The 16706-nt window shown below is 47.5% G+C and carries 19 protein-coding genes; 10 read left to right on the top strand and 9 right to left on the bottom strand.

Features of this window, described 5'->3' with window-relative positions; translation table 11 throughout:
- Positions 1-17: 17 nt before the first annotated feature.
- Positions 18-485 carry a hypothetical protein gene (locus tag KNP04_RS11205; protein WP_214876139.1) on the bottom strand — a complete coding sequence of 156 codons (468 nt, stop codon included), beginning with the start codon at positions 483-485 and terminating at the stop codon, positions 18-20.
- 55 nt (positions 486-540) lie between these two features.
- Positions 541-759, bottom strand: coding sequence for a hypothetical protein (locus KNP04_RS11200; RefSeq protein WP_074036747.1), 219 nt, complete (start codon positions 757-759; stop codon positions 541-543).
- 174 nt (positions 760-933) lie between these two features.
- Here KNP04_RS11200 and KNP04_RS11195 point away from each other — a divergent pair, with 174 nt between their 5' ends.
- Together KNP04_RS11195 and KNP04_RS11190 are read left to right on the top strand one after the other, a co-directional pair.
- Positions 934-1773, top strand: coding sequence for a M15 family metallopeptidase (locus KNP04_RS11195; protein ID WP_214876137.1), 840 nt, complete (start codon positions 934-936; stop codon positions 1771-1773).
- A gap of 76 nt (positions 1774-1849) precedes the next feature.
- Positions 1850-2185 (top strand): antibiotic biosynthesis monooxygenase, encoded by a 336-nt coding sequence (locus tag KNP04_RS11190; RefSeq protein ID WP_074036751.1) that lies wholly within the window; start codon positions 1850-1852, stop codon positions 2183-2185.
- On the opposite strand, the gene KNP04_RS11185 is transcribed toward KNP04_RS11190, so the two are convergent.
- Positions 2168-2869 (bottom strand): CBS domain-containing protein, encoded by a 702-nt coding sequence (locus KNP04_RS11185; protein WP_214876134.1) that lies wholly within the window; start codon positions 2867-2869, stop codon positions 2168-2170. The two genes, KNP04_RS11190 and KNP04_RS11185, sit on opposite strands and share 18 nt — an antisense overlap.
- Before the next feature lie 114 nt (positions 2870-2983).
- Between KNP04_RS11185 and KNP04_RS11180 the strand changes: the two genes are divergently transcribed.
- Together KNP04_RS11180 and KNP04_RS11175 are read left to right on the top strand one after the other, a co-directional pair.
- Positions 2984-3715 (top strand): AzlC family ABC transporter permease, encoded by a 732-nt coding sequence (locus tag KNP04_RS11180; RefSeq protein ID WP_214876126.1) that lies wholly within the window; start codon positions 2984-2986, stop codon positions 3713-3715.
- Complete coding sequence (locus tag KNP04_RS11175) at positions 3712-4014, top strand: AzlD domain-containing protein (protein WP_214876123.1); 303 nt, start codon at positions 3712-3714, stop codon at positions 4012-4014. The genes KNP04_RS11180 and KNP04_RS11175 overlap by 4 nt, the downstream gene beginning before the upstream one ends.
- A 30-nt stretch (positions 4015-4044) precedes the next feature.
- Here the strand turns inward: KNP04_RS11175 and KNP04_RS11170 are convergent, their stop codons facing one another.
- Together KNP04_RS11170 and KNP04_RS11165 are read right to left on the bottom strand one after the other, a co-directional pair.
- Positions 4045-5523, bottom strand: coding sequence for an HD-GYP domain-containing protein (locus KNP04_RS11170; RefSeq protein ID WP_214876120.1), 1479 nt, complete (start codon positions 5521-5523; stop codon positions 4045-4047).
- A 101-nt stretch (positions 5524-5624) separates the two neighbouring features.
- On the bottom strand, positions 5625-7376 hold the full coding sequence (locus KNP04_RS11165; RefSeq protein WP_214876117.1) for a mechanosensitive ion channel: 1752 nt from the start codon (positions 7374-7376) through the stop codon (positions 5625-5627).
- Positions 7377-7597: 221 nt separating this feature from the next.
- Here KNP04_RS11165 and KNP04_RS11160 point away from each other — a divergent pair, with 221 nt between their 5' ends.
- The 4 genes from KNP04_RS11160 (at position 7598) to KNP04_RS11145 (ending at position 10162) form a co-directional block, all read left to right on the top strand.
- On the top strand, positions 7598-8011 hold the full coding sequence (locus tag KNP04_RS11160; protein WP_026824646.1) for a methylglyoxal synthase: 414 nt from the start codon (positions 7598-7600) through the stop codon (positions 8009-8011).
- A gap of 44 nt (positions 8012-8055) precedes the next feature.
- Positions 8056-8916: a hypothetical protein gene (locus KNP04_RS11155; RefSeq protein ID WP_214876115.1), complete on the top strand. Its 861-nt coding sequence runs from the start codon at positions 8056-8058 to the stop codon at positions 8914-8916.
- Between the two features lie 112 nt (positions 8917-9028).
- Positions 9029-9544, top strand: coding sequence for a YflT domain-containing protein (locus KNP04_RS11150; RefSeq protein ID WP_214876113.1), 516 nt, complete (start codon positions 9029-9031; stop codon positions 9542-9544).
- 12 nt (positions 9545-9556) lie between these two features.
- A complete protein-coding gene (locus KNP04_RS11145) occupies positions 9557-10162 on the top strand; it encodes a YflT domain-containing protein (RefSeq protein WP_214876110.1) in 606 nt (201 codons plus the stop codon).
- Positions 10163-10199: 37 nt separating this feature from the next.
- Here KNP04_RS11145 and KNP04_RS11140 read toward each other — a convergent pair whose 3' ends face one another.
- Genes KNP04_RS11140 through KNP04_RS11130 form a run of 3 tightly spaced genes read right to left on the bottom strand, consistent with a single transcriptional unit; the run spans position 10200 to position 13486 of the window.
- The gene (locus KNP04_RS11140; RefSeq protein WP_214876108.1) at positions 10200-11162 is read right to left on the bottom strand and encodes a 2-hydroxyacid dehydrogenase; all 963 of its coding nucleotides are present in this window, start codon (positions 11160-11162) and stop codon (positions 10200-10202) included.
- 48 nt (positions 11163-11210) lie between these two features.
- The gene (locus KNP04_RS11135; RefSeq protein ID WP_214695659.1) at positions 11211-12353 is read right to left on the bottom strand and encodes a YcjF family protein; all 1143 of its coding nucleotides are present in this window, start codon (positions 12351-12353) and stop codon (positions 11211-11213) included.
- Between the two features lie 14 nt (positions 12354-12367).
- Complete coding sequence (locus KNP04_RS11130; RefSeq protein WP_214695657.1) at positions 12368-13486, bottom strand: GTPase; 1119 nt, start codon at positions 13484-13486, stop codon at positions 12368-12370.
- 80 nt (positions 13487-13566) lie between these two features.
- On the opposite strand from KNP04_RS11130, the gene KNP04_RS11125 reads away from it, so the two are divergent.
- On the top strand, positions 13567-13956 hold the full coding sequence (locus KNP04_RS11125; protein WP_214876105.1) for a VOC family protein: 390 nt from the start codon (positions 13567-13569) through the stop codon (positions 13954-13956).
- Positions 13957-14049: 93 nt separating this feature from the next.
- A complete protein-coding gene (locus KNP04_RS11120) occupies positions 14050-14850 on the top strand; it encodes a formate/nitrite transporter family protein (RefSeq protein WP_214876091.1) in 801 nt (266 codons plus the stop codon).
- A 50-nt stretch (positions 14851-14900) separates the two neighbouring features.
- On the opposite strand, the gene KNP04_RS11115 is transcribed toward KNP04_RS11120, so the two are convergent.
- Positions 14901-16373, bottom strand: a complete 1473-nt coding sequence (locus tag KNP04_RS11115; protein WP_214876089.1) for an alanine/glycine:cation symporter family protein — start codon at positions 16371-16373, stop codon at positions 14901-14903.
- Between the last annotated feature and the right edge of the window lie 333 nt (positions 16374-16706).

The following is a 16706-nucleotide window of genomic DNA, read 5'->3' as shown; positions in this document are numbered from 1 at the left end:
AAATAGCGAGAGGAAGCTCAGACGGCTTCTTCTCGCTGTTTTTTGGTCGGGATGAACGAAAGGACAATCCCAATCCCCATACAACTGACTGTCAAGAAAAAGAAAGTCAACTGGTTCATATAGATGATATTCGTGAACTGGTTCCATCCTTCTGCGAAAGACTCATTCGTAGATAAACGAATTCCTTCCCGAAGAGACCTCGCTTGCGATTGATTGGTCACCCAGGCAATCCCGGCCATGATGAGACTACCCAAACCTAATACGACTCTCCCGATCGGTCGCACGGATGCTGTGACCCGACGTGTCATACGGACTGTAATCCAAACAAATAATAACAGAAACGGCCACCCAATCAAGAGTACAATCCAGTATACATTCCCTTCACTCGGCGTTTCCGAATACGGGGTCGTCATCACTTCACCAAGCTTAAAAATTACAAACGCGATCAACGTCACGATAAACCATGCTTTTATTAACTTCTCCATCTCAACACCTCGTCCTTAGTATAGCAAAAACACCGTATGCGTCTGCATACAGTGTTTAGTCTTTCGGGCGGACGACGTAGTAAATCAAAATGACGAGCCACGTCCACACTCCTGTGAAAATTCCAATAATCCCGACGATGAAGAATCCGAGCGGAATCATCGATTTCGTTCGATTGTAGTCCTTCCACATATTCGATAGCCCTTTAATATTAAAGTATAAAAAGGCAAAGAACAGGACGAGCAACAACAGTGGTAATCCAAATAAGACTTCCATTCGCTCACTCCTTTCTACGATCTCATTCGTTATGTTTATTGTATCGGATTTGACTCCCCGCTTCATCGGGCCCAAGCTGTATCCTTATCTGACCTAAGGGTGGATAAAAGATGCTCACTCCGTCAAGAAAACGGGAAAAGGAACATCATCTAACCTACGAGGAGGCGTTTTGTCATGAAGTCCCTGCGTATCTTGATCATTTGTCTGCTCTTGTTGCAAACCTCGCCGGTGACGGCGGCATCATCGTCCCCACAACCAGGCTATACCATCAAAACAACCTACCTATACGGTCGTGCGATGCAATCTTCTGCTGTATTGAAGACGTTACGAACGAATGTCCCTGTCCGTTACACCACGTATAACCGAAGTTGGTCCAATGTCTATATCGGGCGTACAAAGTACTTCACTCCGACCGCGAATTTGAAAGCCGGTATCCCGAAGATGCCGACGGCTGATCGGTTACGACTCGTCAATAAAACAAATGGACTCCCGTCCACTTATCGTTCCCCACAACTTGTGACCTTAACCGTCCCAACTGTTTATCAAAAAGGCAGTGAACGTACACTGATGACAGCGGAAGCCGCTTATGCGCTAGCGAAACTGTATTACTCAGGTCGAAAGCAAGGTCATACGTTATACGCACTCAGCGCCTATCGCTCCTATTCAACTCAAAAATCGCTATATACCTACTGGGTCAATACACGCGGAGTCGCATACGCTTCAAAATATGTCGCCCGTCCCGGATACAGTGAACATCAAACCGGTCTAGCGGTGGATATGACGAGTCAACGTATGCGTCTAGGGTTATATGCATCTTTTGACCAATCACCCGAAGGAAAGTGGATGATTCAAAATGCCCATCGTTACGGCTTTATCGTCCGTTATCCGAAAGGAAAAGAAAAAATCACTGGATATAATTATGAACCATGGCACTTGCGCTATGTCGGGGTAACCGAAGCGACGATGATGAAGCAGAAGAACTGGGCGTTTGAAGAATGGTGGAGCAAACGTTGAGTGAGCATCCTTTTTCAGGCATTTCCCTGTTCACGGTATAATGGAATCATCTTATTCATATAGGGGGACATGCGGGATGTGGATTGTCATGAATAAACTAGACGTTGAAAAAGGAAAGGTCGATGCGGTCAAGGCACGTTTCGAGACGACAAAAGGAATCGAAGCGATGGATGGCTTTGTTCGCATGCAAGTGTTGACGGATACGTCCGATGCAGCAATGGACCATGTGGTCATCATGACCACATGGCGTGATGCGGCAAGCTTTGAAAATTGGCGCGACAGCAATGCCTACAAGCACGCCCATAAGAAACGGGATGACGGGACGTCGGAAGTAAAACCGATTGTCCTCGGCAACACCGTTACCCAATATGAGGTCGCGATTGAACACCTCGCCTCAACGGAGCGCGTGTAATAAATCTTGAGGACGGATGATTCCGAGTAGCGGTTCATTAGGACTACCTGTCTCCGTAATCAGGAGGGCGTCGTATCGTGCGCCCTCTTTCATTTGCGTGAAGCAGTGTTGTGCCTCGATCACTGTCGCATCTTTTCGAATGAATCGATACCGATGCATATGTGGGTCATGATGAAGTACATGCTTCACGCGAACTCCTTTGAGTGACAAGTTGGTTCCGTCGATCGTCTCGGCCAGCCAACTGGTCACTCCTTTTTTCGTCAGAAGACCACGCCAAGATCCATTGTCGTGATATACGGGAAACTGTGAGTAGTTTTTATCGCGAATCTCTCGGAGCACTTCTGTCAAAAAATCTTCGGACTGAAACGTCACCACTGATTTCGCAAACAATGGGATGACGAGACGTGGATGAAGCAGTTCCCGTTCAACCTCTAAAATCAATTCGACGAGCGACTCGTGTGGCTCCGCGATAATGAAATCGGGTTCACGCCGCTCATGAACGATGGCATTTCGCAGTTGGCTCATCTGATGTAAATCTTCTTTATACCGATCGATGATTGGATTTTGTTTCGCTAACCGGTTCACCATGTTGCTAAAACTGAAATGCTGGCCATCTCCCATCTCTCGACTCAAGTAGTCCTCGATTCGATGATAGGATGCCAAAAATTCTTCAGCACGACTCATGTGACCACCCTCCTTAACGATACATGTATACCCTCTTTTTCATCGTTTCAGCAGGAAACCGTCCATTCATCCCGAATGACATAGAAATCATCTTGATCATCAAGGAGGGCTGTCATGGCGACTTCAGTTCAATCCACATCCCCGTCTTCACAACAGTCGACATTCCGTGCGGGACTTCGAGCAGGTATTCCTGTTGCCATTGGATATATTCCGATTGCCATCGCCTTCGGTCTTTTGGCAAAATCGTTTGATTTGCCAAACGCAATCACGTTATCCATGTCGTTTTTTATCTTTGCAGGGGCTAGTCAGTTCATCACCGTACAATTGCTGATGACCGGTTCGATGTATTGGGAAATCATTCTGACGACGTTCATTCTAAACTCTCGTCATTTTTTAATGTCCGCCTCGCTATCCCAACGGATTGAGAGTACATCTAGAAAACTACTGGCTGCCATTGCGTTCGGTGTGACCGATGAAACGTTCAGTATCGCATCCACCCGAAAAGAGGCACGTTCTGGTCTGTTCGTTCTCGGATTGAATACGATTGCCTTTCTCGCTTGGAACATCGGTACTTGGATTGGTGTCTTTCTCGCTTTCGGTCTTCCCGGCACGTTACAGGCGAGCATGGGCATTGCGCTATATGCGATGTTCATCGGGTTACTCGTCCCGTCCTTGACGACTCGACCTGTCTTCGTTGTTGCGAGTTTCGCCATCGTCATGCAAGCGATGCTTCATTGGATCATCACGCCGCTCTTTCCAATCTCGGACGGAATCCGAATCATCATCGCGACTGTTGTCGCAGCCGGAATCGGTGCTTTTCTATTTAAGGAGGATGAGATCTCATGATGTCCTTATTTTTGCTCGTCCTAGGGTTGGCGCTTGTCACGTACCTCCCTCGCCTCGTCCCGTTACTCTGGTTAAAGGAATTGGCGTTACCGGCATATATGAAACGATTTCTTTCCTTCATCCCGTATGCGGTCTTGGCTAGTCTGATTTTTCCGGGAGTCTTGTCTTCGACGACCACTACGACGTCCGCCTTGTTCGGAGGAGTGGTTGCTACGACGCTTGCGCTACTTCGGGTCAATCTCGTCGTTGTCGTCATCGGAGCCGTATTCGGTGTGTACGCATTCCAAAGCCTATCCTAAAAGGAGCCGCACACAAGGTGCGCTCCTTTTTTATGCAGATATCGCTTGTCGACGAAGCCTTACGAATACGTCTACAAATTCGGCGTCCCATTGCGTGCCACGACCGCTCTCTAAAATAGAGAGTGCCTTTTCCACAGGCATCCCAGAGCGATAAGGCCGATCAGACGTCATGGCGTCATAAGCATCGGCAATCGCCATGATTCTTCCGAACAACGGAATGTCGACCTCACTCAAGCGGTCCGGATACCCTTTTCCATCGATTCGTTCATGGTGCGACCGAACCCCAGCCAAAATCGGTTGAAGGGATGCCGGTAAATGAATTTGACTCAATATATGAATGCCAATCGTCGGATGTTCCTGAATCTTTGAAAACTCTTCGTCTGTCAACTTCCCTTCCTTCAGCAAGACATCATCACGAATCCCGATTTTTCCGATGTCGTGAAGAAGTGCAGATTTATTGAGTAAATCGATTTGTTCCTTTGGCAAATGAAGCGCACGGGCAAGTTCTACCGAGTACATCGCCACACGTTCTGAATGACCGGCAGTATAAGGGTCACGTGCATCGAGGGTTGCCGCGAATAAGATGAAGAGGCTGTCCAGCAGTTGCGCATTCTCTTGTTCCCGAGCGTTCACCGTCTCGACCATTTGGTTGAAGCCCCCAATCAATTGAGCGAACTCATCTAAATAGGGGTTTTCGATTTTTTGGAGTCGTCCTGATTCCATCTGCTCGATGCCTGACGTCAAGAGCCCAATCGGACGTTTGATATTGTCATAGAGTAAGAAACTACATAACACTGCAATCCCAACGATAATGACAAGAATCACGAACGCCCAATTCCAATATGTATCCGTCCGAGTCGAGGTCGACAATTGAACGCTCGAGGCCAACATAAACAGCATGATGGGAAAGACACCCGTAATGAGCATGCTGATCAATAATTTAGTTCGGACACTGAATGACCGATATGTTGCATGGATAGGCTGATGATACAGTTCAAGGTGCCTTTCTTTCATATACACGAGTAGCGGTTCCACCGACCGCACCGTCAAAAAGTACTCAATCAACGCATGTAACACGGCAATCATGACGGCACCGATGGCGGCGAGACCAATCAAACGATACGGTAAATCAATCCAACCTTGATAAATACAGAGTGTCGTCAAAGTGATTGACGGAATGGATAGTCCAAATAAATGAGGACCCAAAATTCGCTGTACTGTTAAAGTTGGGAAGCGACTCGCTTGTTCGAACGCCGCCGTCAGTTCTTGTATCGTCGGAGACTCAGTTGCAAAAAATCGCCGGATCGGTCGAATATGTTTACGATACAATAGAAGTTCTGACGTAATCATGATCATTCCCGAACCGAACATAATGGTCAGAAGCAGTCCGATTTCACGAACTGATAACTCAAGCGTCTGAAAAATGAAGACTCCGCCTACTCCAAAAACGGCCAATCCTGAGCCGATGACATAGTTGATTACGAGCGTTCGTTGAAATCGTTCAAACATTCCTTCACTCCTAGACTCTTTTCTTTTACTATCGACCAAATGAATGCTTTCGTTGAACACAAAAAACGGATCTCCACATGGGAGATCCGTAAAAGAATCATTTAAGGGCGTAACGGGCCATCGTTGTCGTCTAGTGAACGATTGTCTTGATCCGGAGTGATGTTTTCGTGGAACGGATTTGGTTCTGGTCCGTCTACGTGATCGCCTGTTGAATCATGAACATCTCGCTTCACTTCGTTCTTCGATTGTTCCGCTTCCTGCTTCGACTGCTCAACACCTTGTTTAGCTTGTTGTTTCGCAGCTTCCGCTTCGCGACTCATCTGTTCCTTTTCTTTCTCAAGTCCTTCTTTTGAAACTTCCGTCTCATCAATACGGTGCTCCGCTTTTTTCAAGTAGCGTGCTGCCGTCTCGCGACCGCCAAGACCGAAAGCAAGACCGAAGGCAAGAGCAACGGCTCCAAGAATGAGGAGGAAGGCCGTATTGACAATCATCGGTGCGATGCCGAGCTGACTGATGGCCATGAAGAAGACGAGTCCGAGAATCGCATATTTCGCTACGTAGCGAAGCGCGCTCGGTTGTCCTGCTCCATCGACAAGAACACTTCCGACCAAACGTTCTGCCATATTAGCTAACCAGAAGCCAACTGCCAAGATGATGAGTGCCGCAATCACCATTGGCAAGTAAGCGAAAATCGCAGTGGCGAGAGACGCCATGAACTCGAGATTCGCCACCTGAAGTGCTTCAGATACGAAGAGTAAGATGACGATCACTTGTACAACGACACCGACCACTTGGGCGATCGACATCGAAGATGCTCGTTCCCCGAAGCCCATTTTATGAGCCAATGAATTGACGCCAAGGTTTTCAAGGAGCGATACAACGACACCTTTTAACCATCTTGCCACGAATACACCAACGAGGACGAGGACGATTGCGACAAGGATGTCTGGAATCATGACAAGGACATCATTAAGCATCGCAATCGCTGGTTCCGAGATGCCTCGAATATCAAGCGCTTCAAGTGCCGAAATCGTGACCGGAATCATGATGAAGATGAAGACAATTGTACCGATCGCTTTCGCAAGACTCGATCCCTTCACATAATCAGAAAGGTGGAATCGCTCTGCCAATCGATCTAATCCTGCTGCTTCAAGGAACTTCGTCAAAATATCACGTACAATCTTCGCGACGACATAACCGATTGCGAAGATGAGCGCCGCTGCGACAAGTTTCGGAATGAATCCAAGGAAACTGTTCAACAAGTCTTCGAATGGTCCGCTGACCCCACGAAGTCCAAGTGCGTCAAGTACAGCCGGTAACGCCAATAAGAGAACGAGATAGAAGACGATATTCGCGACCGTATCGACCCATTTCGTTTGGTTGACACTTGTCGATTCTTGTCCCGTCTTTTCCATCAACTTGCTTAAGTTCAAGCGATGTCCCGCCATTTGAATCCCTTTTTTCAAAAGGGTAGCGATGACCCACGCAACGAGTAAAATCAGACCTGCTTTAATGACACCGATAATCAATCCAGAGAATCCTTCATAAATCTGACTGAATGGCTCTGTGATTGCAGGGACATTCATGAATTCAAAGATAATTAGGAATGCGAGAAGTAACACCCCAAAGAACACCACTTTTGCAATAATGCGTTCAGGTGTCCACTTATCTCCTTTTTCCCCCTCTTTTTTGATACCGGCCCGCTCATCGAGTCGTGCCTTCTTCAATGCTTTTCGTGTCACGTTTTCCAATACTTTCGCCAAGATATAACCGACTACGAGAATAACAATTGCCAGCAAAAGCTCTGGTAGCCATGACATGAACGAATTGAAGTTATACGTTGTATTGTTCATCGAATCCTCCTCCTTTTTTTATGAAATGATTGCTTTTCCTTAACAGTGCTACTTATTAAATACCTATATTTCAAAATCATCAAACCTCATGCACATGACAACTCTTTCGCATCACTATTACGATTCAATGGAAATGGGTACGTAAGTTAAGAGAGAAATCGTGTCAAATCCCGCGAGATATGATACGAATAACATGAGAAGTCATTTTAGGAGGAATTAAAATGAACATCGCTTTAGTGGCTCACGACAAAAAGAAAGACGATTTGATTGTTCTTATTAAAACGTATGCACATATTCTAGAAAAACATCAATTGTTCGCAACTGGTACAACCGGTAAACGGATTGCGGAAGCGACCGGTTTACCGGTGCATTGTTTCCGCTCAGGACCGCTTGGAGGAGACCAAGAAATTGGAGCTGCCGTCGCACGTGGTGAGATGGATATGATCATCTTCTTCCGAGACCCACTGACTGCCCAACCTCACGAACCAGACGTGAGCGCATTGATGCGTCTTTGTGACGTTTATTCCATCCCGCTTTCGACAAATATGGGAGGAAGCGAGATTTTGATTCGAAGCATCGAACAAGGTGATTTCGAGTCGCTTAAACTTTCTCATAATGACGAACCACCTGCGTGACCATGACAAATCAAGAAAGGAGAGGAATCTCCCTGGAACCGAATATGATTCATGACCCGAACGTCCAACAGTTTTTCAACGAGGTGCGCAAGCGCCTGATTGAACTACTTGGAAATGAGGCGGAAGCAGACCGTCTCTTGCTGGCTCTCGCCGGCTATATCCGCCATGCGGAGAAAAGTGGACAGTCGTTAGACAGTCTCTTAAACCAAGATCCGCATGAGTACGCTCGTTTCCTCATCGAACAACCAGAAACAAATGAAGAATATCGCCGTCGCTACCACGTCTTGATCGATGCCTCGGATGAATTAAAACCTCATGAAAAAGCTCAAGCGAATCGAGATTTCGATTGGGCGGTCAATCAACTAGACGAAGCCAAACTCTCATTGAAAGAGATTGAAGTTCGAGATCTTGCTTTCCTCGCCTATACAAAAATCGAGGCACTCAAATCATCACGTACAATTTGGAACCGATTCGGCTGGTTGCTCGGTATGATTTTGGCATTTTCATACGCCAACTTACTGCTCGTCATCGACGATGTGTTCAGCGGACGGTTGTTCACTGCACCGATTTCGACATATCCAATCGACTATCTAGCCTTCCTGTTACCTGTCCTCGTGACCGGTGCGATCTTTGGTATATTGACCCGTTTTCGGCACCACATTCATACACTCGGACGACGGATCGCCTTCGCTTTACTCATCGTGGTCGTCTATGTCACGTCCATCTTTTTGATTCAACCGCTCCTCATGACACTTGGTTGGTCGTTCATCATTCAATTGACTCCACTTTATGCGCTCATTTTGTTGGCGATCAGTGGCTTTATGGCCATTTGGACGTTGATTGAGTTCGTCTGGAAGAGTACACGTTGTTCACTCGGTGACGACACGCTCATGCTTTATTATTAATCTGCGCCGCTCCTATCAGGAGATGGCGTTTTTTGTTTCAATTGCGGATAGAACGGAAATTACTCCTATTGTGACGCTAATTGAAGGTTGGCCAAATTTAAGGGGGTATTCGATGTCAGAACGTAAAATGATTGGTCTGTTTCAAACGGAACAGGAAGTCATGCATAAAGTAGACGAGTTGAGGGCTGCAGGGGAAGCCGAAAAGAATATGCATGTCGTTGCCAAGCGAGATGGGGAAATCTCCGCATTGCGTGACCATACGGATGTAAACGCCGAGGCTGGAGTTCGAGACGTAAATTTGCTCGATCGCGTGAAAGCATTCCTACATGGAAGTGACCGTATCCGCGATGAACTTCGCAACATGGGGCTCAGCGACGCCGAGGCAGAGGAGTATTATGATGCCATCGACGAAGGTCAAATCTTACTCTATGTCGATCGTCATTCTTATGATCGCTATCCGAACATGTACAAAAAAGATAGTGAACTCGATCATGACAAAGGGGAAACGGCAGATGGGATCGCGTTTGATGCAAAGCCGTTCAATGATCATGACGAGGAACCAAAAGGGACAAAGGATGACCCGATCGTTCGTGGACATTCTGGCTTAGAAGACCATCGACGACTATAAGGAGGAACTACTATGAACGAGAAACGATTCATCAGTATGCACGATACACAAGACGCGGCGCTTGGAAAAATCGAAGAGTTGCGGGCAAAAGGGTACGAAGACTCACACATTTATGTCGTCACAAAACATGAAGACAACGTATCGATTTTGAGACGGGACACGGATGTTCATACAGAAGCTGCACACCATGCAAGTTGGTTCGATAAAGTTCGCGCCTTCTTGAGTGGTCATGAAGATGTTCATGCCGGCTTACGAAACATGGGACTCAGCGAAGAGGAAGTAAAACGTCACTATGACGACGTTGAAGCCGGTAAGATTCTTGTCTATGTCGATGAAGACTTTGAGCGTCGCCATCAAGATGGGGTGACGGTCGACGCGAAACCGTATCAAGACGCATCATCTACCCATCTCGGGAATCACACGGACGATGGTTTGGAAATCGACTCGAAACCATATCACGAGGCCCAGACCGTCGATCCAAGTCATCCGGTAGATCCGGAGCAAGATAAACTAGATGAAGAAACGAAGAAACCTGACCGAGAAGAAAAACTACGTGGTCTCGATGATCGTGCGTATCGAAATGACGTCGAAGACCCAGATAACATCCGACGCTTTTAATTGTAAGAAGAGCCTGACGCGCGCGTCAGGCTCTTTGTTATGTCAAACGATTCTTCGGTTCTTTTCCTTCAAGCACGTTCACGATGGCGTCTCGATTCAACGCCATCATCGCCAGACGTGTCCGAATTGAGGCACTCCCGATATGCGGTAGTGTCGTCACGTTCGGAAGCGTCAATAGCGGATGATCTAGGTCGACCGGTTCTTTCGTGAACACGTCGAGCCCAGCACCCCAAATCTTTTTCGCCTTGAGCGCCTCATACAACGCCTGTTCATCGATGATTTCTCCACGAGCCACGTTGATGAAAATCGCCGTTTCTTTCATCTTGGCAAACTCCTCGGCCCCAAGCATTCCACGCGTCTCGTCCGTGAGCGGCGCGAGAACGACGACGAAATCAGATTGCGTCAACAGTTCATCGAGCTCCGCATAGGTGAAGCCATACATCGACTCCGACTCGTGACGACGCGTCCGATTATGATATAGGACGTCCATGTCAAACCCTCGCGCTCGTCGTGCGACCGCTTCACCGATTCGTCCCATCCCGATGATGCCAAGCTTTGCTTGATAGAGATCCATGCCGACATACCCCATCGGAAGCCACGACTTCCACTCACCGGCACGTAAATCACGCTCGGCTTCACCGAGACGTCGCGCCGTCATCATCATGAGTCCAAACGTCAAGTCCGCTGTCGTTTCCGTCAAGACGTCCGGTGTATTGGTCACGATGACACCCTTCTCTTTCGCTGCCTTCAAGTCGATGTTGTTATAGCCGACAGCCAAGTTGGAAACGACCTCTAAATGCGGTGCACGCTCAAGCACTTCATGGTCAATCGTGTCACTAAGCATCGTCCAGAGCGCATGCGCAGATGAGACTTCTTCTAGAAGCACCTCACGAGGAACACTCTGCCCTTCATGTTCCCACATACGCACGTCATAGTGTTCACGAAGCGGCGCGACCGCTTCTTCCGGCAAGCGTCGCGTAATATAGATTCGTTTTTTCATCTTTCTCCCCCTCTCTACGATTACTTGTAGTCTAACAAAAGGGAGTCGTCAGGATGGTTGATTCGACTTCGGATTTTGTTTCAAGAACTGTTCAAACAACGAACCGAACTCTTGATTCAACAACTGCTCGATTGTTTTTGAGGAGTCCATCGCATTTCGATAGGCAATTTCGTTGATGGCGAGTCCGATCGCCCACGTGATCCCTGAGGCAACTGTCGCATTGATGACACCGGCTGCCGCATTCGCTCCCGGGAAGAACTTCATGACATTCAATAGAATCGTTTTCGATAACGTACGTCCGATTTGTGGGATAATCGTGCTTCCAATGAGCGTCTTCAGTAAATCATCACTCGCCTTCACGCCCCAATAGCGAAACAGATGGACGCTCATCGTCACTTGAATCGGTGTCAAGGCCACGGCATCTGCAAACGGAAGCGGGACTGCAGCGGCCGTTCCTGCGCTCGCCACATACCCTGAAATGATTCGATTGGCCTTCTTCCGTTTCAACTTGAGCATCGTCTCACTCTCTGCTTGAATCTCCATCAGGAGTCCTTCCTGCAAAGAAGCGTCTAGCTGTTCAACCGACCATACAATCAATCGTTCCCAATCGACAACCTGTCGTAACGTTTCATCGTTCAGTATTTCCGAGGCGATACTGACCTGAAACACGGATTCCTCCGATACGACCCCATCCAGTTCATTTCGCAATGCTGTCAGTTCATCTAAATCGACCTGATCGATTTGTGTAAATAAGACAGCGACAGCAGTCGATTCACGAAGACGACGAATGAGCGCCTTGTCGAGTGGCGTGACACGTTTTGTCGCGGCGTTGATTGTGTACCAAACGAGATGGATTCGTTCGGATGCTTCTTGTTGCTTTGCGTTCTCCACAAACCCGATGACTTCTTCCTCGTAATGTTGTTGGCGTGCACTCCCGATCTCGTACCCTTCGCTATCAAACAACGTGACCGCGATATCGTCACTCTTATATTGATGGATTCCCCGAGTGACGGGCTCCCCTGCCGCCACCTTTGTCAAATCCCGACCGAACACATGGTTCACGACCGAACTTTTCCCCGCGCCCGTCGCCCCTGCGATGAGGATGTTTGGTTTTTTTACATTTCCACGAAGTCGCTCAAGTTCTGCTTTCAAATCATAGTCTTTAAAATCAAACCGCTTTGTCGATTCCATTCTCGTTTCCCCCTTTATGAGTTGAGCGTCTGTCCAAGTTGACGCATCTCGCGCTCAAAGCCACGTCGAATCTCTTCTTCAATCGTTTGTTTCACAGATGTGTATTGTTGATCGATGGCCTTTTTGATGCCTCGTTCTGCTGTTCGGCGCTTGAATGCCCAGTAAATGAAATGCACCCCAGGAATCATGCCGAGAACCATCTTTCGGACCGTTTTTCCGAACGAATAGTCAAATCCGAGTTCGACTCGTCTCGTTCTAAATAGATGGTCTGCTTGTTCACCGACTAATGGGTACCGTTGCATGAGTTGGATATAGTGACGTACCCCTTCTGCCATCGCATCTTCTGTCGTCACGGCCGCCTGCTCGAGTGTTTTCTCTAGATCCTTTTCAATGTGACGGGCTTTCCAACTGATCATCGCCTGTGGGGTGAGCATACGGATTTTTTCTGCCGAATCGATACTTCGAATCCTCCAATCTTCCAACTCTTCTAAAAGATGATTCGTCAGATTGATGGGAAGTTTTCGTTCGATGTCTTTCCAAAGGTTCGTCCGATTCCGTTTCCATACGTCTTCGTAGCCTCTTACCGGAACACGTTTCCCGGTCAGTAACTTCTTCTCGACACTGTTGACACGAATGATGTCCCCTTCATCGATTGGCAGTTCACGTAACAATACCCGTTCCATCGCTTCTGCCTTCTGCACACTCATCGGGTCTTCTTCATTGAAGTTGGTCAGAATGAGGGTGACGTTGCTCCCCCGTTCATATAACGGCTTTAAAATCGCCTCAAGCTCGTATGCCTCGACACGTCCTGACTGCACGGACAACAAGTAATAGATGGTGTGAAACCATTCTGCGATATCGAGCGCCCCTTCGCGCTGATGAACGATGGATAGGATGGCTTGATGCCACTCTTCGGAACGGTCTGCCTCGAGCCCCCACGTATCAAAGAACCGAAACAAGATCCCCCGTTCTAAATCGTAATACTCGTACTCATGAAGCCCTTCTGCAGTGACCGGACTTCCGGCACGCGATTCGGCGACGTCATGTCCATATATATAATTGATGAACGCACTCTTTCCGACGCCAGTTTTCCCGGCAATCAAAATATTCGAGACGAGCCCTGTCCGATCCATATGCTTCCTCCCCCATTCGTTGTATAGTTCAATTATACCGAATGGAGCAATTTCAAACGTCCATCGAAAGGATGATTCTCATGCTTCACCATGTCGAACTATACGTATCCAACCTAGATGACAGTATACGCGCTTGGGAATGGCTTCTCTGTGACCAGCTAGCGTACACGCTCTACCAATCGTGGCCAGAAGGTCGAAGCTATCGTTACGGCGATACATATCTCGTGTTCGTTCAGACAGAGGAAGACCACCTCACTCCGTCCTACCATCGAAAAAAGACCGGACTCAATCACTTGGCGTTTCATGCCTCATCGCTCGCACAACTAGAAGAAATCCGACAGCAACTCACGTCACACGGTTTTCGTGAATTGTATGGTAACCGCTTCCCTCACGCAGGGGGTCCGAACTATACAGCACTGTTTTTTGAAGACCCAGACCGCATCAAAGTTGAACTCGTGGCAACGATGTGAACGGTTTCGTGAGAACTTCTTGAAAGTTTGTGAAAACAATTGCAAACTTTATGGCAACCTCCTAGACTGAAAATGTCTAAAGGAGGTCTTCTTATGGAAAAACAAGTCATCGACTATATGGAAGAAGCCGCATTTAAAAAATCGTCATTGCTTCAGCAATCATTTTCGCAATACATGTTACGTTCGATTATCGCTGGTTTTTTGATTGGGATCGGGGTCGTCTTCTCGTTCACGGTCGGAAACATGTTTATCGACGTGCCAGGAACGATGCTCATCGCCGGTGCCAGCTTCTCGGTCGCGCTCGTTTTCATCGTCTGGATGGGGGGAGAACTGTTTACGAGTAACACGATGTATCTCTACACCGGGGCAAAACGAGGTCGTGTCGCCTGGTTAGACTTAGCAAAAATATGGGGACTCAGTTGGTTCGGTAACTTGATTGGTGCCCTCATCCTGTCCTTACTCGTCATCGGCGCTCACAGTATGGGCGAAGTGACAGGTGATCATTTACTCTCCGTCGTCGCCGCGAAAAAAATCGGTGGAGATGCCCTCGCGATTTTCCTGAAAGGCATCCTATGCAACGTGCTCGTCTGTTTGGCCATCTTCATGCCGCTCAAAACAAATAACGACGTCGCGAAGATTATGCTGACGATGATTCCAGTCGTCGTATTCTTTGCTGCCGGGTTCGAGCACTCGATTGCGAACATGGGCGTTTTCGCGCTTGCGCTTCACTATGTACCGTCGGACTTTATTAACTTCAGTGGTGCCCTTTACAATCTGTTCTTCGCTACACTCGGTAATATTGTCGGTGGTGCGTTGTTCATTGCCGGAAGTTACTTATATTTGAATAAATCGGAGACGGATCAAGCCGTCAAACCGATGCGTCAACGCGCATAAAAAGACAGGGACCCCGATTAGCAGGGTCCCTGTTTGTTGCATTTTACGAATTATGATTTTGAAGAGTCCGCAGCGGCTGCTTGAACAGAACCTTGTGCCACTTCGTCTTCTTCCACGTCCCAGCACTCTGTGTTCTCGATGCCGAGTTTACGAGCAGAGAAGCGTGGGTTGAGACCTTGAGCACGTTGCTCTTCGTAGTCTTTAAGAACTTTGAAGGCAACGCCACCGAGCAATGTGATGGCCGCGATGTTGATCAATGTCATTCCTGCCATGAAGAGGTCAGCGAGGCTCCATACGAATCCGAGGCTTGCGACCGCTCCGATGAAGACGAATGCCATTGTTGCGAGACGGAATCCGAGGACTGCACCTTTGCTCTTCTTGATGAATTCGATGTTCGTTTCACCGTAGTAGTAGCTTCCTGCGATTGAGCTGAATGCGAACAAGAAGACGCTGATAGCAATGAATGCTGGAGCAAGTGCACCGATTTGTTCTGTCAAAGCGTTTTGAAGAAGGACGATCCCTTCACCGTTCCCTGAAGCATAGCTGTCTGAGAGAAGGATGATTGCTGCAGTTGCCGTACAAACAATCAACGTATCCAAGAATACACCGAGAGCTTGAAGGAAACCTTGTTTCGCTGGGTGCGATACTTCAGCAGCAGCTGCTGCGTTTGGTGCAGAACCCATACCAGCTTCGTTCGAGAAGAGTCCACGACGGACACCCATTGAGATTGCAGCACCGATTGAACCACCGACCGCTTCGTCTAAACCGAATGCGCTTTGGAAGATCATCGCGAACACAGCTGGAAGTTCAGCGAAGTTTACAACAACAACGTAGAGTGCGATTGCAAGGTACAAGACAGCCATGACAGGTACGACGATTGCCGAGAAGTTCGCGACACGTTGTACACCACCAAAGATGACGAGACCAGTAAGGACGACTAAGACTGCTCCACCGATGACTGCATCGACGCCGAACGCGTTATCGAATGCTGCAGCGATTGTGTTCGATTGAACTGAGTTGAAGATGAGACCAAATGTGACGGCGATGAGAACCGCGAATACGATTCCGAGTGCACGGTTGTTCAATCCTTTTTCGATGTAGTAAGCCGGACCACCACGGTACGCAACATCGTCTTTCACTTTGTATACTTGAGCCAATGTACTTTCAATCATGGCTGTTGCTCCACCGAGAAGGGCAACGATCCACATCCAGAAGACCGCTCCCGGTCCACCGAGTGTGACGGCTACCGTAACCCCTGCAAGGTTACCTGTACCGATACGAGTCGCAGCACCGATGAAGAATGATTTCATTGGTGTGATACTCTTTCCATCTTTTGCTGGCGTCACGTCCGATTTATCTGTAATCGTCCGGAACATTTCTTTTAAGTAACGGAACTGCATAAATCGTGTTCTGACCGTGAAGTAGATCCCGGCTCCGACGAGCACGGCGATCAATACGTACGACCATAAAATGTTGTTCAAAAAGTCGACGCTTCCCTGTAACAAACCTTGAATCGCTTCCATGAATAAGTTCCTCCCTGTTGTGTGAATCTGAAGTTGAGAATTTTTATGATGTCTTAGTTCTGAATTATACAAAGATTCTGACAATTATCAATAATTTTTTTATAGGTGATTTCACTATTTTTTCACATGTTTTAAGCAAGATTCCTTATTTATAAGCACTTAAAGCGCTTACATAAAAATGTTTAGAAATATTAAATCATGATTAATTAGACACATTTCAAAATTAAATTTCATTATTTTTGAGGATTAAATCAATCACTTCTACCCTTTTATCAACCTGTTTTTCCGCATTTAATCTATAAATCTTTTGATTAACGGGTATTAACTAACTAT

Origin of the sequence: Exiguobacterium sp. CH10 (genome assembly GCF_018617635.1) — a bacterium.
Taxonomy (GTDB): domain Bacteria; phylum Bacillota; class Bacilli; order Exiguobacteriales; family Exiguobacteriaceae; genus Exiguobacterium; species Exiguobacterium aestuarii_A.
Note: the sequence above shows the minus strand (reverse complement) of the source record. Positions and strands in the feature narration are given on the sequence as shown.